The sequence below is a fragment of the Arsenophonus endosymbiont of Crataerina pallida genome, assembly GCF_964020125.1.
Classification (GTDB): Bacteria; Pseudomonadota; Gammaproteobacteria; order Enterobacterales; family Enterobacteriaceae; genus Arsenophonus; species Arsenophonus nilaparvatae.
In genome coordinates this window covers 2,821,500-2,845,987 of sequence record NZ_OZ026540.1, presented here as the reverse complement: position 1 = coordinate 2,845,987, position 24,488 = coordinate 2,821,500, and the positions used below count along the sequence as shown (strand labels likewise).

The 24,488-nt window shown below is 39.8% G+C and carries 16 protein-coding genes and 2 pseudogenes; 7 read left to right on the top strand and 11 right to left on the bottom strand.

Going from position 1 to position 24,488, the window contains the following annotated elements:
- Positions 1-17: 17 nt before the first annotated feature.
- The 6 genes and pseudogenes from AACL31_RS15195 to lrp all read right to left on the bottom strand — a co-directional run.
- Positions 18-955: pseudogene (locus AACL31_RS15195) on the bottom strand (RHS repeat protein); the annotation flags it as partial.
- A 658-nt stretch (positions 956-1,613) separates the two neighbouring features.
- Positions 1,614-2,906, bottom strand: a complete 1,293-nt coding sequence (gene serS, locus AACL31_RS15190; RefSeq protein ID WP_310511176.1) for a serine--tRNA ligase — start codon at positions 2,904-2,906, stop codon at positions 1,614-1,616.
- Positions 2,907-3,015: 109 nt separating this feature from the next.
- The gene (locus tag AACL31_RS15185) at positions 3,016-4,359 is read right to left on the bottom strand and encodes a replication-associated recombination protein A (RefSeq protein ID WP_310511211.1); all 1,344 of its coding nucleotides are present in this window, start codon (positions 4,357-4,359) and stop codon (positions 3,016-3,018) included.
- 1 nt (position 4,360) lies between these two features.
- Positions 4,361-4,978 carry an outer membrane lipoprotein chaperone LolA gene (gene lolA, locus AACL31_RS15180; RefSeq protein WP_310511177.1) on the bottom strand — a complete coding sequence of 206 codons (618 nt, stop codon included), beginning with the start codon at positions 4,976-4,978 and terminating at the stop codon, positions 4,361-4,363.
- Positions 4,979-5,033: 55 nt separating this feature from the next.
- Positions 5,034-8,120, bottom strand: coding sequence for a DNA translocase FtsK 4TM domain-containing protein (locus AACL31_RS15175; protein WP_310511212.1), 3,087 nt, complete (start codon positions 8,118-8,120; stop codon positions 5,034-5,036).
- Between the two features lie 120 nt (positions 8,121-8,240).
- Entirely contained in the window at positions 8,241-8,735 is a 495-nt protein-coding gene (gene lrp, locus AACL31_RS15170) for a leucine-responsive transcriptional regulator Lrp (protein WP_339053320.1), read from the bottom strand.
- 546 nt (positions 8,736-9,281) lie between these two features.
- On the opposite strand from lrp, the gene trxB reads away from it, so the two are divergent.
- The 5 genes and pseudogenes from trxB to infA all read left to right on the top strand — a co-directional run bounded on the left by trxB (position 9,282) and on the right by infA (position 15,204).
- Positions 9,282-10,247: a thioredoxin-disulfide reductase gene (gene trxB / locus AACL31_RS15165; RefSeq protein ID WP_310511179.1), complete on the top strand. Its 966-nt coding sequence runs from the start codon at positions 9,282-9,284 to the stop codon at positions 10,245-10,247.
- A 156-nt stretch (positions 10,248-10,403) separates the two neighbouring features.
- Positions 10,404-12,176 carry a heme ABC transporter permease/ATP-binding protein CydD gene (gene cydD, locus AACL31_RS15160; RefSeq protein WP_339053319.1) on the top strand — a complete coding sequence of 591 codons (1,773 nt, stop codon included), beginning with the start codon at positions 10,404-10,406 and terminating at the stop codon, positions 12,174-12,176.
- A 1-nt stretch (position 12,177) separates the two neighbouring features.
- Positions 12,178-13,911, top strand: coding sequence for a heme ABC transporter ATP-binding protein/permease CydC (gene cydC / locus AACL31_RS15155; RefSeq protein ID WP_310511181.1), 1,734 nt, complete (start codon positions 12,178-12,180; stop codon positions 13,909-13,911).
- Between the two features lie 28 nt (positions 13,912-13,939).
- Positions 13,940-14,656: pseudogene (gene aat, locus AACL31_RS15150) on the top strand (leucyl/phenylalanyl-tRNA--protein transferase).
- A 329-nt stretch (positions 14,657-14,985) separates the two neighbouring features.
- On the top strand, positions 14,986-15,204 hold the full coding sequence (infA, locus tag AACL31_RS15140; RefSeq protein WP_310511183.1) for a translation initiation factor IF-1: 219 nt from the start codon (positions 14,986-14,988) through the stop codon (positions 15,202-15,204).
- A gap of 68 nt (positions 15,205-15,272) precedes the next feature.
- Here infA and clpA read toward each other — a convergent pair whose 3' ends face one another.
- Together clpA and clpS are read right to left on the bottom strand one after the other, a co-directional pair.
- Positions 15,273-17,558, bottom strand: coding sequence for an ATP-dependent Clp protease ATP-binding subunit ClpA (gene clpA, locus AACL31_RS15135; protein WP_339053318.1), 2,286 nt, complete (start codon positions 17,556-17,558; stop codon positions 15,273-15,275).
- A gap of 26 nt (positions 17,559-17,584) precedes the next feature.
- Positions 17,585-17,905: an ATP-dependent Clp protease adapter ClpS gene (clpS, locus tag AACL31_RS15130; RefSeq protein WP_032116315.1), complete on the bottom strand. Its 321-nt coding sequence runs from the start codon at positions 17,903-17,905 to the stop codon at positions 17,585-17,587.
- A gap of 305 nt (positions 17,906-18,210) precedes the next feature.
- Here clpS and cspD point away from each other — a divergent pair, with 305 nt between their 5' ends.
- Entirely contained in the window at positions 18,211-18,423 is a 213-nt protein-coding gene (gene cspD, locus AACL31_RS15125) for a cold shock domain-containing protein CspD (protein WP_032116314.1), read from the top strand.
- Positions 18,424-18,505: 82 nt separating this feature from the next.
- Here cspD and macB read toward each other — a convergent pair whose 3' ends face one another.
- From macB to AACL31_RS15110, 3 genes are all read right to left on the bottom strand, one after another.
- Positions 18,506-20,452, bottom strand: coding sequence for a macrolide ABC transporter ATP-binding protein/permease MacB (macB, locus tag AACL31_RS15120; protein WP_310511185.1), 1,947 nt, complete (start codon positions 20,450-20,452; stop codon positions 18,506-18,508).
- 4 nt (positions 20,453-20,456) lie between these two features.
- Entirely contained in the window at positions 20,457-21,575 is a 1,119-nt protein-coding gene (macA, locus tag AACL31_RS15115) for a macrolide transporter subunit MacA (RefSeq protein ID WP_310511186.1), read from the bottom strand.
- 114 nt (positions 21,576-21,689) lie between these two features.
- The gene (locus AACL31_RS15110; protein WP_310511187.1) at positions 21,690-23,351 is read right to left on the bottom strand and encodes a DUF2813 domain-containing protein; all 1,662 of its coding nucleotides are present in this window, start codon (positions 23,349-23,351) and stop codon (positions 21,690-21,692) included.
- A 199-nt stretch (positions 23,352-23,550) separates the two neighbouring features.
- Here AACL31_RS15110 and AACL31_RS15105 point away from each other — a divergent pair, with 199 nt between their 5' ends.
- Complete coding sequence (locus tag AACL31_RS15105) at positions 23,551-24,450, top strand: lysine exporter LysO family protein (RefSeq protein WP_310511188.1); 900 nt, start codon at positions 23,551-23,553, stop codon at positions 24,448-24,450.
- The last annotated feature ends 38 nt before the right edge of the window (positions 24,451-24,488 follow it).

The following is a 24,488-nucleotide window of genomic DNA, read 5'->3' as shown; positions in this document are numbered from 1 at the left end:
ATGGGTAATTTTGCATCTTGCGATAAATTACCACCACTATCGTAAGTGTAGGTTCGGCTATAATTGGCGAAGGTATTACTATCAATGGGAGATGCTGGCGGTAACTGCGTAGTTTGTTGACCAATATTGGCCATTTCTCGGCCGGTAGCTTGCACCAACTGGTAGAGACTATCATAGCGATAGTGATTTTCCGGCACAATTTTCTGATTACGCCAGAAACGGGTCGCCTCAGCATCATTGGTAATACGTAACACATTACCTACCGGATCATAGTCATAACGCAGATCTTGCAGTATCTTGGCGCCTGCCATATGGCCAACCGGTCGTTCCGTTTTGATATTAACTAGCCGCTGCGTTTCTGGCTCATACCATAGCTAGTCACTATCCCATTGCCGTGCTCTTCACGTAATTTTTGCCCATTGGCGGCATAGGTTAACGATTTGACAATGACCTGCTCATGGCCTGATTTTAGTGTCAGCCAGCTACTCATTAACATACCAGCCACATCATAGGCCTGCCGCTGGCGATTACCGATCGCATCGGTACTCGTCAATATCGCACCAGTCGCATCACGGGTATACTGGTTAGTATAAATCGCTGCCGTTAACTGCGCATCCCAGTCAGATTCATCCTGTCCCTGCCAGTTAGCAACCAGGTTATCTTGTAGTAAACGACGTGCAGTGGATAACATGGCACCGCTTAAGGCGATGCTATTGATTTGTTCAAGTCCCGCCGTATCATAGTGACGAATACAGGCACCGACTAAATTTAGTCTTTTCTCTGCCTGGCTATTACCAGCCCAGATAAAACGTTCGCTGATCTGAGACTCTTTACCTGGCTGTTGTTCGATGATCGACAACAATCGCCCAAGCGAGTCATTACCTTCATACTGCCAGTGACAGCGGTATGAGGTGGCATTAACCGCAAAATGGGGTCTTTGAGCAATATCTTTCATTGTCACCGTCATTCCTGCATCAACACTCTCTACCGACAATACTTCACCACTAAGCGATGTTATGTAGCTGAAATTTGGTTTAACGGTATTATCAGTTTGCTGCTGTTGATATAAACGGGGATCTATGCTGCGAGCCAAAAAACCCAGCGCATTATTTTGATATCGTGTGATTAACGTCTCGGTATTCTCAGGTGTATCTGGATGACGATTATATTGAATTTGTCTGATGGCCAGCCCACGATTATCTTGTACTAAGATGGTGGGGGGTACTTTTAAATGATGCTGTGTCCATACTGCCTCCTTGGTTTTTGAGTGTTAGGTTAACTCAGTAGTAAGGGAAACGTATTTCTTAAACATATTCAATTGATATTTTTTAATTAACTAAAGCATAAACAGCAATAAACTTAATTTAAGCGATTAGCAAGAAAAAATTATCTTCTTTGGCACAGGAAATAAATAGAAAATTCACCAGCAAGATTAAAATATGATATCTACTCAGCACTTTTGTCATGGCCGGTCTGCAGTAATAAATAAAGCTACTTTTAAATAGTAGCTTTATATTATGTCTGACTTCATTTGGCTGATATTCGCTGAATATTACCGACAAGTTTATTTGTTGATCACAGGCGTTGTTATTTGAATAACATCGCTCATTGCGTTAGCCAATATACTCTAACCCCTTCATGTAAGGACGTAAAACTTCAGGCACTTCAATCCGTCCATCAGCTTGCTGATAATTTTCCATTACCGCCACCAAGGTACGACCAACAGCCAAACCAGAGCCATTTAAGGTATGCACCAACTGTGGTTTTTTATCCTCTTTATGACGGAAACGCGCTTGCATACGACGTGCCTGGAAGTCCCAGGTATTTGAACAAGAAGAGATTTCGCGGTAGGTATTTTGGGCCGGTAGCCAGACTTCCAGATCGTAGGTTTTACAAGCTGCAAAACCCATATCGCCAGTACATAAAACAATTTTACGGTAAGGCAATTTTAACAATTGCAATACTTTTTCTGCATGGCCGGTTAATTCTTCCAGTGCTACCATCGATTTTTCTGGCTCTACTATCTGCACTAATTCAACTTTATCAAATTGGTGCATACGGATCAGGCCGCGCGTATCGCGGCCATAAGAGCCTGCTTCAGAACGAAAACAGGGAGTATGCGCTGTCAGGCGGAGAGGTAAACTTTCTGCCGCTAAAATTTCATCCCGAACTAGATTAGTCACCGGCACTTCAGCGGTTGGGATCAACGCATATTGCTGATTTGATGCCTGTTCTTCCAATGGTTTGGTATGAAAAAGATCTTCACTGAATTTGGGTAGCTGGCCGGTGCCATAAAGGGTGGCATGATTAACTAAATAGGGAACATAAGTTTCCGTATAACCATGTTGTTCGGTATGTAAATCTAACATGAATTGCGCCAATGCCCGATGCAAGCGCGCAATTTGGCCTTTCATGACCACAAAACGGGAACCAGTAATTTTTACCGCAGCCGAAAAATCCAAACCATCAGTTAATTCACCTAATGCCACATGATCCTTAATGGTAAAATCATATTGACGCGGCTCACCCCAACGACTTATTTCGACATTGTCGGTTTCATCGTTGCCGTCTGGTACACTGTCATCAGGTAAGTTGGGTAAACTTAAAGCAATATTACGAATGTCATCCTGTATTTGCGTTAGTTTACTTTTAGCACTATCCAGCTCTTCACCTAACTGGTTAACTTGCTTACGTAAAGCTTCAACATCTTCACCGCGCGCTTTTGCTGCACCGATGGTCTTCGAGCGGGAATTTCGTTCTGCCTGCAAGCTTTCTGTTTTAATTTGTAAATCTTTGCGTTCTTGCTCTAGTTTACGCAACATATCTACATCGAGAATAAATCCCCTACGAGCCAGTTTTTCAGCAACTACGTCTAGCTCATTACGCAGTAAATTTGGATCGAGCATGCTTAACCTGTAAAATTATTATGGTTTAAAAATAAAAACAACCTGCCAGTCTTCTCTGACACTTAACACTTTTTTAGCCTGATCTGGCTACATTACCCCATTGAGATTTTTAACGATAGCGTTTTGTTAAGCTATTTTGATCCAATTCAGCCAGCCAGGATAATTTTTCGCCAATTTTTCCTTCTAAACCACGATTTGATGGAAAATAATAACGTGTTTCTTGCATCTCGGCGGGAAAGTAATTTTCACCAGCAGCATAAGCATTGAGCTCATCGTGAGCATAGCGATATTCTTGACCTAAGCCCATATCTTTCATTAACTTAGTCGGTGCATTACGTAAATGAGGGGGGACATCATAATCTGGCTGTTGCTTTGCGTCTGTTATGGCGGCCTGAAAAGCCTTATAAACGGCATTACTTTTAGCAGCACAAGCTAAATAGACAATTGCTTGGGCAATGGCTCGCTCTCCTTCCGCTGGGCCAACACGGGTGAAACAATCCCACGCCGCTATCGCAACTTGCATTGCTCTCGGATCAGCATTGCCTATATCTTCAGAGGCAATAGCCAGCAGGCGACGAGCAACATATAAGGGGTCACCGCCAGCAGTGATAATTCGGGCATACCAATAAAGCGCTGCATCGGGGGCAGAGCCACGGACAGATTTATGTAGTGCGGAAATGAGATCATAATAACGATCGCCTTTATTATCAAAACGAACGCTTCTTTCACCACTAACTTCTTTTAGTAAATTTACGGCTAATATTCGCTGATCTTTATCATTGTTCTCAGCCATATCGACCATCATTTCCAGTAAATTTAATGCTCGTCTGGCATCACCATTGGCTAATTGGGCTATCATGTCACGGGTGTCATCGGGCAAAATAATTTTTTGGCCACCATAACCACGTTCTCTATCCTCCATTGCCTGCTGCAAAACCATGACAATTTCTTCATTAGAAAGCAGTTTCAGTAGATAAACCCGCGTGCGTGAAAGTAAGGCTGAGTTGAGCTCAAAAGAAGGATTTTCTGTTGTGGCGCCAATAAACGTTACCGTACCATCTTCTATATGAGGTAAAAAGGCATCTTGTTGACTTTTATTGAAGCGATGAACTTCATCAACAAATAAAATCGTTCTTCGCCCTAATTGCCGATTTTGGCGAGCAATTTCAATCGCCTCGCGGATCTCTTTGATACCTGAGGTTACAGCTGAGATCTTTTCAATGGCGGCATCCGCATAGTGACCGATAATTTCAGCCAGGGTCGTTTTTCCGGTACCTGGCGGCCCCCACAAAATCATGGAATGCAGTTGGCCTGCACCAATAGCACGCGCGAGTGGCTTGTCCTTAGCTAATAAATGGAGCTGGCCAATATATTGCTTTAAGTTGATTGGCCGCATTTTTGCGGCCAATGGTTGAAATTCATTAGATGAAAAATCAAGTGGCAAATTAGTCACCTCACCTCCTTGACCTTTGATCATCAACAGTTACACCTTGTGGTGGATCAAATTTAAATTTGTTGTCATCAACATGGCTATTTTGCTGGCCTTTGAGCTGATATGAACTCATCTGGCCATCTTGCTCTACCGCCGTAAATTGTTGAATAGTGCCATCAGGCTGAACAGTAATGGAAAAATGTTTCAAATTTCCCTTATTTTGGGTAGCTGTTAGCAGAAAATCATTATCATTTTGACTAATCTGATAACGTTTCCAATCCTGCGGATCATTACGGGTTATCAACATAAACGGTGTATCCGTCGTTGCCTGACTCAATAAAGTTACCGTAACTTGCTCAACAAAAGGATTATAAAACCAAAGATTAGTACCATCAGAAACTAACCAACTTTCATCTGGTGCTACCATATGCCAGTTAAATAAATTTGGCCGTTTGATCCATAGCTGGCCTTCACCTTGCTGAATTAAATCACCATCAGCACTGGTCACCTTTTGTGTAAAATTGGCATGAAAACTATTTATTTTATTTAGGCGAATTTGCAGTTCAGAAGCGGCATCTGCCCATACCTGGCTAATATGAAAAGTTATCGCTAACAAGCCTAGCATTATCAATTTTTTCATTAAGTAATGACCTTTCTATCCAACATATTTATTGGTTTTAAGATAATATGTTAAATCAATGTCCTGTCGGTGGTGGTGTTAAGACTTCGCGATTACCATTGTGGCCTGGTTCACTAACGATCCCTTGCGCTTCCATCTGTTCAACAATCCTCGCGGCACGATTATAACCAATGCGGAATTGTCGTTGAACGCCAGATATTGAGACGCGTTGCTTTTCCGTCACAAATTCAACCGCTTGATCAAATAGTGGATCAAGCTCTTCATCACCATCATAACCATTACCACTCTCACCCTCATCGCTAGCCTTAGTAATGTTATCAATATACTCGGGCTTACCTCTAGCTTTCCAATCTTTAACCACATCATGCACTTCCTGATCGCGAACAAACGCGCCATGGACACGAATTGGAATAGAGGAGTTAGGCGGTAAGTAAAGCATATCGCCCATGCCTAATAAAGATTCAGCGCCACCTTGATCAAGGATGGTGCGAGAATCTATCTTGCTTGATACAGTAAACGCAATCCGAGTCGGTATATTCGCCTTAATTAAACCGGTAATAATATCAACCGATGGCCTTTGCGTCGCCAAAACAAGGTGAATACCGGCTGCCCGCGCTTTTTGTGCCAAACGCGCAATTAGCTCTTCAACTTTCTTGCCCGCGGTCATCATGAGATCGGCAAATTCATCAACCATAACAACAATATAAGGCTCTTTTTTTAGTACCGGGTGACTACTATCCATGCTATCACCTGGCTTCCAAAATGGATCAGGTATCGGGCGCCCCATACGTTCAGCAGCATTGATTTTATCGTTATAGCCCACTAAATTTCTTACCCCTAAAGCAGACATTAGCTTATAGCGACGTTCCATTTCATTAACACACCAACGCAGTGCATTAGCTGCATCTTTCATGTCGGTGACAACTTCGGTCAGCAAATGAGGAATGCCCTCATAAATGGAGAGTTCCAACATCTTAGGATCGATCATGATAAAACGAACATCCTCAGGCTTTGCTTTATACAAAATACTGAGGATCATGGCGTTAACCCCAACCGATTTACCCGAACCAGTGGTACCGGCAACCAACAAATGGGGCATTTTTTCTAAATCGGCGATAACCGGTTCACCTTCAATATCTTTACCTAACACAATGGTTAATGGTGAAGGGTTGCGCCGAAATTTATCACAATCAAGCACTTCGCGTAGATAAACCGTCTGACGCTTTCTATTGGGTAATTCTAATCCTACATAAGGTTTACCCGGTATCACCTCAACAATACGTACCGCGGTTGCTGATAAGGAACGGGCTAAGTCCCTTGATAAATTAGAAATACGTGCCGCCTTCACGCCAGGAGCTAACTCCAATTCAAAGCGGGTAATAACCGGCCCTGGAGAAAAACCAACGACTTCCGCTTTTACCCGATAATCGCTTAAACGCGCTTCAATTAAACGGGATGTTTGCTCCAGTGCAAACATATCAACCGGCTCATTTTGGGTGGGTGGACTGGCAAGTAGGTCTAATGATGGCATCGGTGTCGTGGGTTTTGGTAATGGTTGATCACTACGTACCAGAAAAGGATGAAAAAGACTTCCCTGCTCGGGTAATGTTTGTTCGACGTTTTGTTTTTTATCCTTAGTAGATAGCGGTATTTCGCTGACCTCTTTTGCTAGTTGCTCCTGCGATACCTCTCTATCTTCTGCCAATGGCCATTTATGCTCTATATGCGGCTGGCTTTCAACTGATGTATTTAATTCTGCCTCATCTGATGTAATCGGTTTGTCTTTGTCATCGATTCTATCTGTTGGCGGATTAAGATTGTTAGTTATATCAGTGTCATAACGTTTATTTTGCTGCTGCAAAAACTGTTCACGTAATTTATCTTCATTCCAATCATCAATACTAAACTCAGCACCATCCGGTTGCGTTACTGAATTTTGATAAGCGTTTTGATCAGCAGCCAATTCCTGCTCTTTTTGTGTCGTTAGACGATTGCCGTAAAGTTCACGTCGCGTTGGTAAACGAACAGGATTAGGACGTGGAAATTCTGGGCCAATTCCCTTTTTAATTTGCGATTTTACTGGCGTGAAAACAGTACTAGGGTCAACCTCGGCATCTATTTTTGTTACCGATGATATTAATGTTTCACTTAAATTTGCGGTTTTATCTTGCTCGCTAACTTGAGTAACGGTATTAGCATCTATCGATTTATTTAGATTAACATCATCATCCATTGGAATAGGTATATCTGAAGGTTTGCTAAAGATATCTTCATCATATTTGTCCAGTGTTGCTGATTGAATATCAAAACCAACTTCAGTTTCATCAGGCATCAGAGTGAATGCCTTTTCACCATGCAATTCATGGTTTTTATTATTGCTCAATTCCTCTTTCGCTAGCTGACTAATTGGCGAAGCTGAAAAAAGTACATCATCGGGATCGATATAATCTACATTGGTGCCATCGTACAATTTAGCCGGATGAGGTGAAACATAAGCTTCTGTTGTCTGACGCTTGTTATTTCTACGAGTACGATTAGTGATTAGTGATATGGTTGCTAAAACTAGTGCGCCAATCTTTTCCGCAATCGTCAACCATGACCAACCGGTAAATAAGGTGAAACTAACTGCCCATATACAAAGTAACGCTAAGGTTGTTCCTAAAATATTAAACCAAGGCAAGATGGCATTACTAAAAACACTACCAATAATTCCGCCAGAGGAAAAATTAGGTAAATCATCAATATTAAGTGATGCAAGAGCACACGATGTAATTATTAGCGCCAACCCACCGATCAGGCGTAAGGAAAGGACAAAAAAATCCAGACAATTCTGGTTATCAATATCTTTAAATACATTCCAACATCCTAACAACATAACTAATGGTATAGCATAGGCTAAAATGCCAAAAACAGAGAAAAGAATATCCGCTGACCAAGCACCAATACCACCAGCTAAATTTTTAATCGGTTCATTCCAGGTGGTCTGCGACCAGCTAGGATCGGAGGGATGAAAACTTATCAGGGCCACCACTAAAAAAATCGCCCAGATAGTAATTATAAGTAAAATAATCTCTGTCAGTATCTTGCCATTACTGATCTTTTTTAACTTAATATTTTTGTCTTCTGTATATTCCTGGCCCAAAACTAACACTCCAGGTTTTTCCTGTTGATTGAAAGGAACAACGCTGAGTAATGCTCAGCGTTGAAACTGTATGCATAAACAGGAGTGTACCTAACTTTTTCCAGTTTTGCATCTATTTGATTAGCGTGTCTTAATGACCAAACAATTACTCTGTTTTACCTCTTCCATTACTACATAAGTACGGGTGTCATTGACACCTGGAAGACGAAGTAAAGTCTCTCCTAACAATTTACGATAAGCAGACATATCAGGAACACGTGTTTTAAGTAAATAATCAAAATCCCCAGAGACTAAATGACATTCCTGAATTCCCTCCAGTTTTTGCACAACGGTATTAAACTGTTCAAAAACATCCGCAGCACCACGGTTCAAGGTAATCTCAACAAAAACCAACAAAGATGCATCGAGATAGTGTGGATTTAATAAAGCAGTATAACCTGAAATAAAACCTTGACGTTCCAACCGGCGCACGCGTTCCAAACAAGGTGTTGGTGATAACCCTACTCTCTTAGAAAGCTCTACATTAGAAATACGACCATCCTTTTGTAATTCATTCAGTATGTTCCTATCTATACGATCAAGATCTTTTCTTGGACGCTTTTTGTTATCAATCATTTCGTTATCTCTCTTTTATCTATTTTTTTATACCCATTACATTCCCTATTTTCTTTTCTTATGATTGAATTGGAAAAGATGCAATAAGGTTAAACTCCGCCTGACCATTAGTATTTAGTAGTATAATTCATCTTGTAGATAAATCATCTGGTTAGTTTTCAATTTGATAATGAAAAGTAGGATATTTATCTATTTGTTTAAATGATGTTCAATTTCAATTAATCAAATGAGGTAATTAATCCTACAAGATGTTTTCTCAAATACACAACCGATTGTCAAAGATTATGAATAAAAATCAGAACATCATATGGAAACGAATGTATTATTAACTAATTGTCAATAAGACATAAGGAAAATTCTCAATTTAAAACGTTATTTCACGAAAAATAATCTTTTTTCATGACTTGCTGCCTTAATAAAATGTTAAAGACAAGCTAATAAAAATGACTATTCCTTATCATCTTTTAATTCAATTTACTTTTTTTAATTTTTCTAATCTCCTACAATCGCCACATTGAATAAATATTCTTAAAAAATGGAGCATCTATGAACACCACCAATCATAGTAAAGTTGTTATTCTAGGATCTGGCCCAGCTGGCTATACAGCAGCAATTTATGCCGCCCGAGCAAACTTAAGTCCGGTATTAATCACCGGCGTTCAACCAGGCGGACAATTAACCACAACCACTGAAGTTGAAAATTGGCCTGGGGATCATTCCGAATTAATGGGGCCGGTGTTGATGGAACGCATGCTGCAACATACTAAAAAATTTACGGCAGAAGAAAACATTATTAATGATCACATTCATAAGGTTGATCTGCAGCAACGGCCGTTCCAACTGACTGGCGATAACGGAATATATAGCTGCGATGCACTTATTATCGCTACCGGCGCCTCAGCTCGCTATCTGGGTTTACCTTCTGAAGAAGCCTTTAAAGGTCGTGGTGTTTCAGCCTGTGCCACCTGTGATGGTTTTTTCTATCGCAAACAAAAAGTTGCCGTTGTGGGGGGCGGAAATACCGCTATTGAAGAAGCTCTTTACCTATCAAATATCGCTTCCGAAGTCCATGTTATTCATCGACGTGAAACATTTCGAGCCGAAAAAATCCTTATTCAGCGGATGATGGAAAAAGTAAAAACTGGCAATATTGTATTACATACCAATTTTACTCTCGATGAAGTATTAGGTGACAATAGTGGTGTCACTGGAATCAATTTACGTTCAACCCAAAATGACAACATAGAAATGCTTTCCGTGACTGGCGTATTTATCGCTATTGGCCATACGCCCAATACAAGTATCTTTGCCGATCAGTTAGTGTTAGAAAATGGCTATATTCAAGTGCAATCTGGGACTAAAGGCAATGCGACCCAAACCTCAGTTGAAGGTGTTTTCGCTGCCGGTGATGTTATGGATCATATCTATCGTCAAGCGATTATCTCAGCAGGTACTGGTTGTATGGCCGCCCTTGACGCCGAACGTTATTTAGATGCGTTATACCGCAAATAAATGTTACAAATTATAATAATTTAATAAAGTTCTTTAGCAGGCGCTGTCGAAATAGCGCCTTTTTAGCTGTAACATACCTCTAAAGTTGATATTAGATAAAATTAACATCAACCCGTTGTAATAATTAACTTAACGCCGGTATATAAAATCATCACTATGGATAAACAAAAACAAACTGAACTGGTCAAATGGTTGAAACAACAATCAGCACCAGCAAAACACTGGCTACGCTTATCCATGTTACTGGGAATTATTAGTGGCCTACTTCTCGTTACCCAAGCCTGGCTTTTAGCCACCATTTTACAAACATTAATTATAGACAATGTACCGAGAGAACAACTACTTGTTCAATTTTCATTACTCATTTGTGTATTTATTGTAAGAGCAATAATTAATTTTATACGAGAAAGTGTTGGATTTGTTTGTGGCAAAATTGTTCGCCAGCAGATCCGTAGCATGGTACTAAATAAACTTAACCAATTAGGACCTATTTGGGTTAAAAATAAACCCACAGGTAGTTGGGCTACTATCATCTTAGAACAAATTGAGGACATACAGGATTATTACGCTCGCTATTTACCTCAAATGTATTTAGCCGCTATGATCCCGATTATCATTCTGATTGCAATTTTCCCGCTTAACTGGGCCGCTGGCTTAATTTTATTTATCACCGCACCTTTAATCCCCTTATTTATGATATTAGTTGGGATGGGAGCCGCTGATGTTAATCGACGAAATTTTGTTGCTTTAGCCCGATTAAGCGGCAGATTTCTCGATCGTTTACGTGGACTGGATACCTTACGACTTTTTTTCCGTGCCAACAAAGAAATAAAAGATATTGAACAAGCAACCGAAGAGTTTCGTAAAAGAACCATGGAAGTCTTACGGATGGCATTTCTCTCTTCGGCAGTGTTAGAATTCTTCGCGTCAATCTCCATCGCCATTGTCGCGGTTTATTTTGGTTTCTCTTATTTAGGCGAATTGCATTTTGGTAATTATGGCATACCGGTTACCCTTTTTGCTGGTTTTTTAGCTTTGATACTAGCCCCGGAATTTTTTCAGCCACTACGTGATTTAGGCACTTATTACCATGATAAAGCACAAGCAGTAGGCGTAGCAGAATCTCTATTTACATTATTAGCCAGCATAGAACAACCATCGCCACTATCGCAGAACAATCAGCTAATGACACCGGCTCAACCATTAACTATTACAGCACAGCAACTAGAAATTTTTTCTCATGACAATGTACGCCTGGCTGGCCCGTTAAATTTCACCCTATTGCCAAATCAACGCATCGCGTTAGTCGGCCAAAGCGGAGCTGGCAAAAGCTCATTATTAAATGCATTACTGGGTTTTCTACCCTATCGTGGATCGCTAACGGTTAATGGAATCGAACTTAGGGATCTCGATATGGCTGATTGGCGCAAACAACTTAGCTGGGTTGGCCAAAATCCCCATTTACCCGCACAAACCATCATTGACAATATACGTCTCTATTCAGCCGAAGCTTCTGCAGCCGCAGTCAATATTGCAATGGAAAATGCTTATGTAACCGAGTTTATTAAGCATCTACCCGCGGGGGTTGATACCCAAATTGGCGAAAATGGCGCTCGCTTATCCGTTGGACAAGCACAACGAATTGCTGTCGCCCGCGCGTTATTAAACCCCTGTCATTTGCTTTTATTGGATGAACCAGCAGCAAGTCTTGATATGCAAAGTGAGCAACGGGTGATGACAGCACTTAATGCGGCCTCGACTAAACAAACAACCTTGCTGGTTACACATTTATTAGCAGAAGCTGCCGCATATGATCAAATATGGGTGATGGAAAATGGTTTAATTATTGAACAAGGCACATACAGCAAGCTAAGCCAGACTAAAGGAGCTTTTAGCCGCCTGCTAACTTATCGCGCAGAGGAGATATAATATGCGTGTACTACTCCCTTTTCTTGCGCTATATCGTCGTCATTGGTTACTACTTAATCTTGGCATTATATTAACCATTATTGCGGTACTGGCGAGTATTAGTCTACTGACTCTATCAGGTTGGTTTTTAGCCGGAACGGCACTTGCAGGCGCTGCCGGACTGTATACCTTTAATTATATGCTACCCGCAGCAGGCGTTCGCGGCTCAGCAATTATCCGTACTGCCAGCCGTTACGCCGAACGGTTGGTTAACCATGATGCAACTTTTCGTGTCTTAGCACATTTAAGGATATTTACATTTCAAAAACTATTCCCGCTTTCACCTGGCGGTATCGCACACTATTGCCAAGGAGATATTCTTAATCGTCTGGTAGCTGATGTCGAAAGCCTTGATCATTTATATCTACGGGTGCTTTCTCCCATTTTTGCTGCTTTGGTTATTACTATTTTACTCACTTTGGCATTAAGCACATTAGACTCATTTCTTGCCCTTACTCTGGGCACAATTATGCTGTGTTTGCTGATTACCTTACCCTGGTTTTTTTATCAGGCGGGAAAATCTATTGGACACGATCTCACTATATTTCGCAGCCAATATCGCGCTTGTTTAATCAATATTATTCAGGCACAAGCGGAACTAACTGTTTTTGGGGCATTACCTCGTTTTCGGCAAGTATTGACCGATCTAGAAACCAACTGGCTAAAACGCCAACAACAGCAATCTAACTTAACCGCGCTATCACAATCTATTATGATTTTTATCTCCGGCCTTACCGCAACCCTATTAATGTGGATGGCAGCAACTGGTGTTGGTGAACAGCATAAACCTGGTGCGCTTATTGCTATGTTCGTCTTTTGTACCTTAGCTGCGTTTGAAGTTCTAGGGCCGGTGGCGGTTGCATTTCAATATTTAGGACAAGTGGTTACTTCAGCAAATCGCTTAATGGAGTTAATTAATCAGAAGCCGGCTGTGACATTTCCCGCTTCAGATATAACGACGAATAATCAGGTTGACATTAAATTGCAAAAAGTGCACTTCAGTTATCCCCAACAACCGCAACCGACATTAAAAAATATCTCTTTAACACTCAATGCAGGTGAACATGTTGCGCTACTAGGTAAAACAGGTTGTGGTAAATCTACGCTGTTACAATTATTAACCCGTGCATGGGATGTCAGCTCAGGCCAGATCTTGATAAATGGCCACCCAATTAATCACTATAATGAGAAAACATTACGTAAATTAATGGCGGTAATTCCACAGCGAACACATATTTTTAGTGATACTTTACGTAATAATCTGCTAATAGCGAAAGATGATGCAAGTGATACCTTACTGACAAAAGTAATAAAACAAGTCGGTTTAGACAGCCTGATTAAAAATCAAGGGCTCGATAGTTGGATCGGTGAAGGTGGCCGACAACTTTCAGGTGGCGAACAACGGCGATTAGGTATCGCAAGAGCACTACTTTATGATGCGCCAATAATTTTATTAGATGAGCCGACTGAAGGACTAGATGTAAAAACTGAAAAACAGATACTAATTCAGTTGCAACAGCACTGCCAGGACAAAACCTTGTTAGTTATTACACATCGCTTACAGGGTCTGGAAAAAATGGATCAAATATATGTGATGGATGATGGAAAAATTATTGAGCAAGCGACCCATGCAGAATTATTACAATTGAAAGGGCGCTATTTTCAATATTATCAAGCTCAAATAGTACTAACATAATTACAAAATTAGTTAATAGGACGGTTATATGTTTCAGCTTGATGATGGATCTTATATCTTTCCAGCACCCGAATATGCTCTACATGAACCCAATGGTTTACTAGCCATCGGCGGTGATCTGGCTGTTGGTAGATTACAATCTGCCTATTATGAAGGGATTTTCCCTTGGTTTAATCCAACGGAAATTCCATTATGGTGGTCGCCAGATCCACGTGCAGTTCTCTTGCCAGCAGAAATACACATTAGCCGAACAACTAAAAAAAGAATGAGAAAAACCGCTTATGCCATTACGCTAAATCATGACTTTGAACAGGTTATTGCCGCCTGCGCACAACGGCAAGAAGGAACCTGGATCACCCACCAAATAATAGAAGCCTATACTGCTTTGCATCAACTGGGCGTTGCTGATTCCGTTGAAGTTTGGTACAACACAAAATTAATTGGTGGACTATATGGCTTTAATGTTGGTAAAATTTTTTGTGGTGAATCGATGTTTAGCCGTGTTAGTGACGGTTCTAAATATGCACTTATTGCTTTTTATCACCATTTCCTGCGTTTCGGTGGAAAACTGTTTGATTGTCAAATAATTAATGCATATACCGCCTCTTTAGGTGTGAAAGAGATCCCTCGAGTATAGTTTTTAAATTATCTCTATCAATATCGCGATCAACCTATCGATAAAGCATGTTGGCTAAAGCAAACCATAAATTTACCCAGTGCAGCAGAAATTAATCATTTTGAATGATTAACTGGAAAATATTTTTCTACCTAAACAAAGGCAATAGATAGCTGATTTAGCATCAATTTGAAGATATAAGTGACAGAATCATTCATCCTATTGCAAACTAAGTTAGATGGTTTGCTATGATATTATTACATTTTATTTTTTTATCGTTCGCGTTGTTCAAACCGTATACTTGTTGTATATTTTTGTACTATTAAGCTTTAATGCTGTAATTTTCGTATCTTGATAAAAAGAAAAAGTGACTTTAAACTCGACACTCCTTTACATAAGGAGGGTTTTTCGGCATTATCTTGCCCGTAAAAAACTTGGTGATTAACTCAGAGGATTAGATGGCCAAAGAAGACAATATTGAAATGCAAGGTACAGTACTAGATACTCTGCCCAATACCATGTTCCGTGTTGAACTAGAAAATGGACGCGTAGTTACTGCGCATATTTCTGGCAAAATGCGTAAAAATTATATCCGTATTCTGACGGGCGACAAAGTGACTGTCGAGTTAACACCTTATGATCTGAGTAAAGGCAGAATCATCTTTCGTAGCCGTTGATCGCCTCTTCTCTCAGGCTCTTGCCATAGACGATTGGAATATCGTCTATGGTTATAAACCATCTGTAATTAAATTATTGCATTCTCTGGTTTAGTTTTATGCATACCTTCAAAATGATAAGTTAATTTTTGCGTCTTCTTACTCAGATCGATCTTAACAGCACCACCGTGACTCAACTGCCCAAATAAAAGTTCATTCGCTAAAGGTTTCTTTAGATTATCCTGGATCACTCTTGCCATCGGCCTGGCTCCCATCGCCTTATCATAGCCTTTAGCACAAAGCCATTGACGTGCCGCATCACTGATTTCAATTGACACACCTTTTTCATCAAGTTGCGCTTGTAACTCAACAATAAACTTATCAACAACTTGGGCAATAATTTCTGGTGTTAAACCATTAAACCAAATTATGTCATCCAATCGATTACGAAACTCAGGCGCGAAAATTCGTTTTATCTCTGATAATGCATCGGTACTATTATCCTGCTCAGTAAAACCAATCGATTTACGTTGTGTTTCTTGCACACCCGCATTAGTGGTCATCACCAAGACAACATTACGAAAATCAGCCTTACGGCCATTATTATCGGTTAAAGTACCATTATCCATTACTTGTAATAAAAGATTGAATATATCAGAATGTGCCTTTTCTATTTCATCTAATAAAACGACCGAATAAGGATGTTTTATAACCGCATCTGTCAATAAACCACCTTGATCAAAGCCTACATATCCTGGTGGGGCACCAATTAGCCGACTAACTGTATGACGTTCCATATATTCTGACATGTCAAAACGCAACAATTTAATATCTAATGCCTTTGCCAGTTGCACAGTGACTTCTGTCTTACCGACACCCGTTGGCCCAGCAAATAAAAATGCACCAATAGGTCTGTGGCTACTACCTAACCCCGCTCGATTCATTTTAATCGCTTCGCTGAGGGTTTGAATAGCTTGCTCTTGGCCAAATACTAGCAATTTCAATCTATTATCTAAATTTTTCAATCGCTCTTTATCGCTAGAAGAAACTGTTTTTTCAGGAATCCGGGCAATGAGGGAAACAACTGATTCTATCTCCTGTACCCCAATTGTTTTTTTACGTCGGTTTTGTGGCATCAAACGCGTTCTTGCACCCGCTTCATCAATAACATCGATTGCTTTATCCGGTAAATGGCGATCTGTAATATATTTTACTGATAAATCAACCGCTGCTTTAATCGCTTTGGGACTATAACGAACATTATGGTGAGCTTCATACTTAGCTCGTAATCCATTAATAATCTGTACCGTTTCGTCAGCAGAAGGTTCGACGATATCAATTTTTTGGAATCGTCTTGCCAGCGCACGATCTTTCTCAAATATATGACTAAATTCTTGGTAGGTAGTTGAACCCATCACCCGGATCCGGCCACTCGATAGTAATGGCTTAATCAGATTAGCCGCATCAACTTGTCCGCCAGATGCCGCACCAGCACCAATAATCGTATGGACTTCATCAATAAAGAGAATACTTTTTTCATCTTTTTCTAACACATTTAATAATGCTTTAAAGCGCTTTTCGAAATCACCACGATACTTAGTACCCGCCAGTAGTGAACCGATATCCAGGGCATAAATAGTGCAATCTTTCATTACTTCCGGGATATCATTTTGTATGATACGCCATGCTAGCCCTTCCGCAATCGCTGTTTTACCTACCCCAGATTCACCCACTAATAGCGGATTATTCTTTCGCCGCCGACAAAGAACCTGGATCGTTCTCTCCAGTTCCAGCTGACGCCCAATTAAAGGGTCAACTTTGCCGGCTTTTGATAATTGGTTAAGGTTGGTAGTAAAGCTATCCACCCGTTCTTCAACGCCAATAGCTTCTTCATTCTGATAAGCGGCATTAATAGAATCGGAATGGCTATTATCAGCCTCACTACCTTTGACCATGCCATGAGAAATAAAATTAACAACATCAAGCCGACTTACATCGTGTTTACGCAATAAATAGGCAGCTTGAGACTCTTGTTCGCTAAATATAGCAACCAGCACATTAGCACCAGTAACTTCATTACGCCCAGATGACTGCACATGAAACACTGCACGCTGCAATACTCGCTGAAAACTTAACGTAGGTTGAGTATCCCGACTATCATCCTCAGGCAATAATGGCGTTGTTTGTGAAATAAAATGCTCCAATTCCTGTCGCAATACCACAAGGCCAACTTTGCAAGCTTCTAAGGCTTCCCTGGCCGATGTATTACTGAGTAACGCCAGCAATAGATGCTCAACCGTCATAAATTCATGCCTGCTATCTCTTGCCTTGGCAAAAGCTACATTAAGACTAAGTTCAAGTTCTTGGTTAAGCATAATCACCTCCCTATAAATTAGTCTAATCAGACTTCTTCTATCGTGCAAAGTAATGGATATTCATGTTCTCTTGCATAAATATTAACTTGCGCGGCCTTTGTTTCTGCAACCTCAGCAGTATAAACCCCACAGATCCCTTTCCCGTGAAAATGAACATCCAACATGATTTGTGTGGCTTGCTCTTCATCAAAAGAAAAGTATTTTTTTAACACTTGTATTACAAAATCCATTGGTGTGAAATCATCATTATTCAAAATCACCTTATACATTGAAGGTGGCTGTAAAGCATGTTCCACTTGTTCCTTGAGCCTGACATCCGTCTGATAATCTGATTGGCACTCACTCATTATGTAAAAATCCAGTTAAATATTTTAATTATACATTTTTCTTAATTATTCTTAGTTTATCACTTTGATCCCATTTGTGACCAATCATCCTTAAAAAAGTAAATAATAAAAAAAACAGTGACCTATAGCGTTATCTAAATCAAATTTTAGCAACTGAACCAGTTTCTACGAATAGAGTACACTTGACGCCATATATCTTTTTAATACAGTATATTTTATGAACAAGCAATTTTTAGTTAGCTGCAATATGAAATGAGCTGTTCACAGGCACTTGTTTGATAAAACCCCATTATGAAGGATGATGTATGGAGACAGGTACAGTTAAGTGGTTTAATAATGCTAAAGGTTTTGGCTTCATCTGCCCCGAAAATGGTGGCGAAGATATCTTCGCACACTATTCCAGTATCCAGATGGAAGGGTACCGTACATTGAAAGCTGGACAAAAGGTCAATTTTAGTTCAACTAAAGGGCCTAAGGGTAACCATGCCAGCCTTATTATTCCTGTAGAAAATGGATAGGTTGGTTTTCATTGCCTTTAATCATTTGCTATTTTAATTATTGCTCCCAAGCTTCTTTTGGGAGCATATAAATATTTATTACTCATTCCCTTGCCAAAGCATCTACCGGTTTCAACTTTGCCGCATTGCGGGCAGGTAAAAAACCAAAAATGAGGCCAATGATGGTTGAGCAAACTAAAGCGCCAAGCAGTGGCATTAGGCTAAAAGCAAACTGCCAATCCGGTAATAGTAAGCGCGCAATAAGCGCCACGATATAAGAGAGTAAGATCCCTAAAAAACCACCAAACAAACAAATAAAAATTGCTTCTATCAAAAATTGTTGCATAATATCGCTATTTCGCGCACCGATTGCTATGCGAATACCAATTTCTTTCGTCCGTTCGGTTACTGAAACCAGCATGATATTCATCACACCGATACCACCGACTAGCAAGGAAATAACCGCCACTAATGTTAAAAATAACTGTAGCGTATTGGTCGTTTTTTCTATCGTTTTAATCAATGTATCGAAGTTATAGGTAAAAATATCCTTTTTACCATGCAATACCGTTAACAATCGCGTCAATTGTTGTTCTGCTTCTAACGAGCTATACCCCTGTTTGATCCTAATATAAAGATTATCAAAATAAGAGCGATTCATCAGACGACTACTCATCGTAGTATAAGGCATCCAGATCTGTAGCATATTGCTATTACCATAAACTGACTTCTGCTCAGCTGCCACCCCAACAATAGTAACAGGCATATTACCGACTAATATTATTTCACCAACAACCTGTTTCTGCTTAGGAAAAAACATATCCTTGGTATTTTGATCAATAACAATCACCTGTCCATGGTGCTTAACCATATCGCTAGTCAAAATTATACCTTCGCTCATTGACATGGCATAAACATCAAAATATGACTCTCCAACGCCAAATGCACTGGCTGCTGAATTCCGATTGCCATAACGTAAGCGAACATCAGTACTCATTTTACCTGATATAGCAAAAACATATGGCTGCTTTTGTAGCGCATCCACATCGCTTATGGTCAGCGCCCGTCTATCTTCTGGGCTGACGTCACTAAATCCTTTACCAGGAAAGACTGTGATAGTATTTGTCGCAATTGACTGAATATCGGCTAATACCGACCTTTTGGCCGCATTACCAATAACAAGAATACTAACGACCGAGGCAATATCAATAATAATGCCAAGCATAATGAGTAATGTGCGCATTTTGTTAATTAATATTGCTCTCCATGCCATTAGTAACGCTTCTCTAAACTGATTAAGTCGTTGCGTTATTGAAATTTGCTGCTTTTTAGCAGAGAAAATCGGCGGTAATATTTTTGTTGGCTCGCGTTGCACGGAATGATGGATAATTTCGCCATTTTTAATTTCAATTATCCGCTCTGCCTGCGCTGCGATCTGCATATTATGGGTAACCAGAATAACAGTATATCCCTGTTGGCATAGCTGTTTAAGAATAGCAATAACTTCATCACCAGAATGGCTATCCAATGCCCCCGTTGGCTCATCAGCTAAAATAATTTGCCCACCATTGATCAATGCCCGAGCAATGCTGACCCTCTGCTGTTGGCCGCCAGATAATTGCGTCGGATAATATTTAATTCGGTCACTCAAACCAAGGCGCGCTAATAATCCAATTGCTCGTTTACGGCGCTCTTGCTGGCATGTACCGGCATAAATAGCCGGAATTTCAACATTCTGTTCGGCAGTCAAATAAGGTAACAAATGATAACGTTGGAATATAAAGCCAAAATATTCGCGGCGTAAAACAGAAAGCTGCTCGTCATCCAGTTGAGCTATATTTTGCCCAGCCAGATAGTATTCACCATAACTTGGTTTATCTAAGCAACCAAGAATATTCATTAAAGTTGATTTGCCAGAGCCTGAAACGCCAACAATCGCTACCATTTCCCCTGCGTTTATGGTCAAAGAAATATTTTCTAGTACCTTTACCTGTTGTTCACCTGTTCGATAATTATGACCGATATTACTCAATTCAAGTAATGCACTCATTCCTTCATCCTTTTGCTATCTCAGAGTTAGTAATTACTAAGTCACCTTCAGCAAGACCGGAAACAATTTCTGCATCAATATAATTTTGGGTAGCAACTTCGACTCTCCTTTCCACTTGTTGCCCATTTTGTAGTAGTACAACAATATATTGATTATTAGCAATATTTTCTCTCAAGGCAGATAGTGGTAAAAGCAATACATTTTTATGTAATGCAAGTTGAATTTTAATTTGTGCAGTCATTTGTAGTTTTAAAATATGATGCGGATTGGGTACTTCAAAGCGTGCATAATAAAAAATTGCATCATTAACTTCTTCCGGCGTAGGTAAAATATCTTTCAAAACTCCAGCAAAAGTTTTATCCGGTGCGCCAAGAATAGTAAAAGAAGCTTTTTGCCCCGATTTAAGATTAATAATGTCGGCTTCAGAAACTTGTGCTTTTACTAACATTGTATCCAAATCGGCTAATGTCATGATAGTTGGCGCTTCTTGAGAAGCGATTACCGTTTGTCCCTGCAACGTTTTAATGTTAGTGACAATCCCACTTAATGGCGCAGTAAGATGGGTATATTTCAAATTAGTTTTAGCTGTATTTAACGAGGCTTGATTACGATTAATTTGGGCAATATAAATTTTTACCCGCGCTTTTTTAACCTCAACATCAGTTTTAACTCGATCAAACTCCTGCCGCGAAATAGCCTGATGCTTTGCCAAATCGACATAGCGCTGATAAGTCATTTCTGCTAACTTCAATTCAGCCCGCGCTAAGGCTAAATTAGCTTGATGTTCACGCAGCGTCTCCTCTGATTCTTTAACAACATTTTGCACCTTTTGCGAATCGATTACCGCTAACAAATCCCCTTTTTTTACCATATCCCCCTCTTTTACATAAAGGGTCTGTAACTGGCCACTAACCTGGGCGCCAACATCTACCTTACTCAACGCGTCCAGCTTACCCGTGGCAAGTACAAGTTTTTCGATATTTCCTCTGATAACGGGTACAGTCTGATAATTTATTTTTTTGGGTAAATTGATTATATAAAGCATCACAGCGGTGATGATAATAATTAATATCAACATCAGAAAAATTAATAAACGCTTTTTTTGATTGGGAAGAAATTTCATACTAAAAATACCTTTTTTTAATATGGAATAGGTTAAAAACCGTATAAGAGCCACTGCTGCCTCGACTAAAACCAGCAGACAAATGCTACAATATTTTTATTGCTTACCTGTTTACTAAGATTGCCCTCTGGCTAGCCATGCAACACGTGAAAACATATGGCGCAGCAAAGAAGGAATTGAATTAACGCCTTTTTCTGCCGCTCTATTGGCGACTTCAATTGCTAAATCAGGTTTAGAAGTTCGATGAATTGCTTTAATAATGACACGACGCGGTGATATTTTACCATTATCAGGAATAGCGGCAATCTGATGATAAATATCGCTGAAACCTTCACGGTAAAGAAAATGCTCCATATCTGACGCAGGTAATATAGTTAGTCTATCTCGAGGAGTATCATTGATTCTTTCAGCATAAGCAATTGCTGAATCAGCATACTGTTTCCCTGCATTATCGCCATCAACCAAAGTATGCCACTCGATCTCCATACTATTAGCAAACTTTAATAATGGCTTAAGACCGCATTGCGCAAACTCAATCACTTTAACACCTTCTGACTCAAAATGATAATTACATTGGCGTGCTAATTCATTCATTAACCAGATTTCGGTCTCACCTTTAACCAATAACCAGCAGCGTGCAAATAGTGCTGATGGGCGATTAATGCGTATGTGAAATGAAAGACGACGCATATCCTCCAGTGATAACCTGTTCGCCTTTAACCGATAAGCAACCACTCGATTTGAATTACGTACTAAGCGGCATATATTTTCCAGTGGAACTTGTGAAAGCAATTCGCCTGAATTAGTTGAATTAATACGCTGCAATGAAAAAAGATTTAATAGTCGCCAAGCAACCGAAAGCATAATAGGATGTAAACGAGTTTCTGGATCTTCGATAATCAGAATAGGCCGAGCATCGCTATTTAGTTGAAAATCGCCCTGTAATTGTAAAAATGATGAAAAAAGTTGCCAAATAATTAACCGAATAGAATGCTGTTCCGGTTTACCGACTATACGATTGATATCCTCCAGCACCCGCCAGCCTCTTCTATTAGGTGAGTGATAGGCAATATTTGACTGATGTGGTCGATTAAATAAGCGCATATTTTGTTCGGCAAAATAATAACCGAGCAACTGTTGCATTGCCACAAAGCCATCTTCAATCTCTTCATAAGACAATTTTGGTGATGCTTTTATTAATGCCTGGGTCAATTGTTGTAATTGGCTGGCAAATTTAACAGAGGGTTTTTTATAGTCAGCATCATAAGATTCAGCCGCTGTAGGGCGTAAAAAGCGGGCATCTCTTAGACGTAGTACGGGATATAGTCGAATAATCTGCTGGATATATTTGCTATTATCATTTAAAGCCAGCTTATTGCCGTCCTTATCTAAAAAACATCTTTCGGTAGCTACAATATTATTTTGTCGTTCAGCACTCACACGATAATAAATACGTTTATATTTATCATTTCCTTCAATCCATAATGCAGATAAGGACTTAAATCGACTAGCGTTGTGACTATTTGACTGGTTTTCACAAAAAACTAAAATAATTTGTAGATTATTGACTTGTTCATCTGTATCTACCAAGTAATGGAAATCATGTTGGCTAAATTGATATAACGGCTGCTTAGGTGATAATAAAATAGTCAGCGCATCTAACAAACTTGACTTACCCCAGGTATTTTCACCAATTAACACAGTATTATGATCTAAGGTCAATGAAAGCCGATTGATGCCGCGAAAACCAGAAATCTCCACTTGTTGCAAATACATGGTTAACCTCTTTTTATGCCTATCAGCAATAGTTACTGGATTATCCTGTGAGCAAATGAATTACGTTTAAATATTATTCTATGATATTGCGCCTAGTTTGAGTCTGTTATAAAATATTTATCAATATTTTGCCTATCTTTTTCACATTATTTCCACAAAATCATCGCCATAAAAGCGTTAATTGTAATAAGGATGGACTATGTATTCAGGACTACTTATCATTCTTTTACCGTTAACACTAGGTTATCTATTTCGCTTCAAGAATAAGAAGATTTTAGCGCTTACTCATCGCCTATTAGGTGTGATGGTTTACATTATTTTATTTTTAATGGGCATCACTTTGGCGTTATTAGATAATATTAGTACTCATCTTACTGCAATTTTTATCTATACCATGGTTTTCTTTTGCTGCACCTTTGCCGCTAACCTGATTGCTTTATTATTATTGGATAAACTTTTTCCGTGGAAAATTGCGAAACGGGAAACCAATAAACCACTCTCTCGATTAAAAATGATTTTAAGTTCACTACCACTGTGTGGCGTGTTAATACTAGGTTTCCTGTTAGGATTAACAAAGTGGCCATTTTTATCCTATGCCAAACATGGTACTGAAATTACCCTTATCTGTTTATTATTATTGGTGGGTTGCCATCTTCGTAATAGTGGGATGTATCTTCGGCAAATTTTAATCAATTTCAGAGGCGCAGCGATTGCGGTAATTGTTACCACCAGCGCGCTACTTGGTGGTATTTTGGCGGCATTTTTATTAGGGCTACCTACTAAAGTAGGTTTAGCGATTGCTGCCGGATACGGTTGGTATTCGCTAACCGGTATACTGCTTACCGACGCTTACGGGCCAGTCATTGGTAGTACCGCTTTCTTTAACGATCTAATGCGTGAATTAGCGGCTATTATGCTTATTCCAATTATTATCAATCAATTTCGTTCTACTGCATTGGGGATTTGTGGCTCAACATCGATGGATTTTACGCTACCCATATTACAACGTAGCGGAGGGGTGTCTATTGTACCTGCTGCCATTGTCCACGGTTTTGTACTAAGTCTATTGACGCCATTACTGATTGCCTTCTTCACCTAATAGACAACTAAATTTTCTGCCAACCACGCTGGTGCTAA

Bases quoted from the DNA above. Each gene is read 5' to 3' on its own strand.
- clpA (WP_339053318.1), bottom strand. From the start codon at position 17,558: ATGCTTAACCAAGAACTTGAACTTAGTCTTAATGTAGCTTTTGCCAAG.
- AACL31_RS15105 (WP_310511188.1), top strand. From the start codon at position 23,551: ATGTATTCAGGACTACTTATCATTCTTTTACCGTTAACACTAGGTTAT.
- clpS (WP_032116315.1), bottom strand. From the start codon at position 17,905: ATGAGTGAGTGCCAATCAGATTATCAGACGGATGTCAGGCTCAAGGAA.
- trxB (WP_310511179.1), top strand. From the start codon at position 9,282: ATGAACACCACCAATCATAGTAAAGTTGTTATTCTAGGATCTGGCCCA.
- lolA (WP_310511177.1), bottom strand. From the start codon at position 4,978: ATGAAAAAATTGATAATGCTAGGCTTGTTAGCGATAACTTTTCATATT.
- cydC (WP_310511181.1), top strand. From the start codon at position 12,178: ATGCGTGTACTACTCCCTTTTCTTGCGCTATATCGTCGTCATTGGTTA.
- lrp (WP_339053320.1), bottom strand. From the start codon at position 8,735: ATGATTGATAACAAAAAGCGTCCAAGAAAAGATCTTGATCGTATAGAT.
- AACL31_RS15110 (WP_310511187.1), bottom strand. From the start codon at position 23,351: ATGTATTTGCAACAAGTGGAGATTTCTGGTTTTCGCGGCATCAATCGG.
- infA (WP_310511183.1), top strand. From the start codon at position 14,986: ATGGCCAAAGAAGACAATATTGAAATGCAAGGTACAGTACTAGATACT.
- macA (WP_310511186.1), bottom strand. From the start codon at position 21,575: ATGAAATTTCTTCCCAATCAAAAAAAGCGTTTATTAATTTTTCTGATG.
- cspD (WP_032116314.1), top strand. From the start codon at position 18,211: ATGGAGACAGGTACAGTTAAGTGGTTTAATAATGCTAAAGGTTTTGGC.
- serS (WP_310511176.1), bottom strand. From the start codon at position 2,906: ATGCTCGATCCAAATTTACTGCGTAATGAGCTAGACGTAGTTGCTGAA.
- macB (WP_310511185.1), bottom strand. From the start codon at position 20,452: ATGAGTGCATTACTTGAATTGAGTAATATCGGTCATAATTATCGAACA.
- cydD (WP_339053319.1), top strand. From the start codon at position 10,404: ATGGATAAACAAAAACAAACTGAACTGGTCAAATGGTTGAAACAACAA.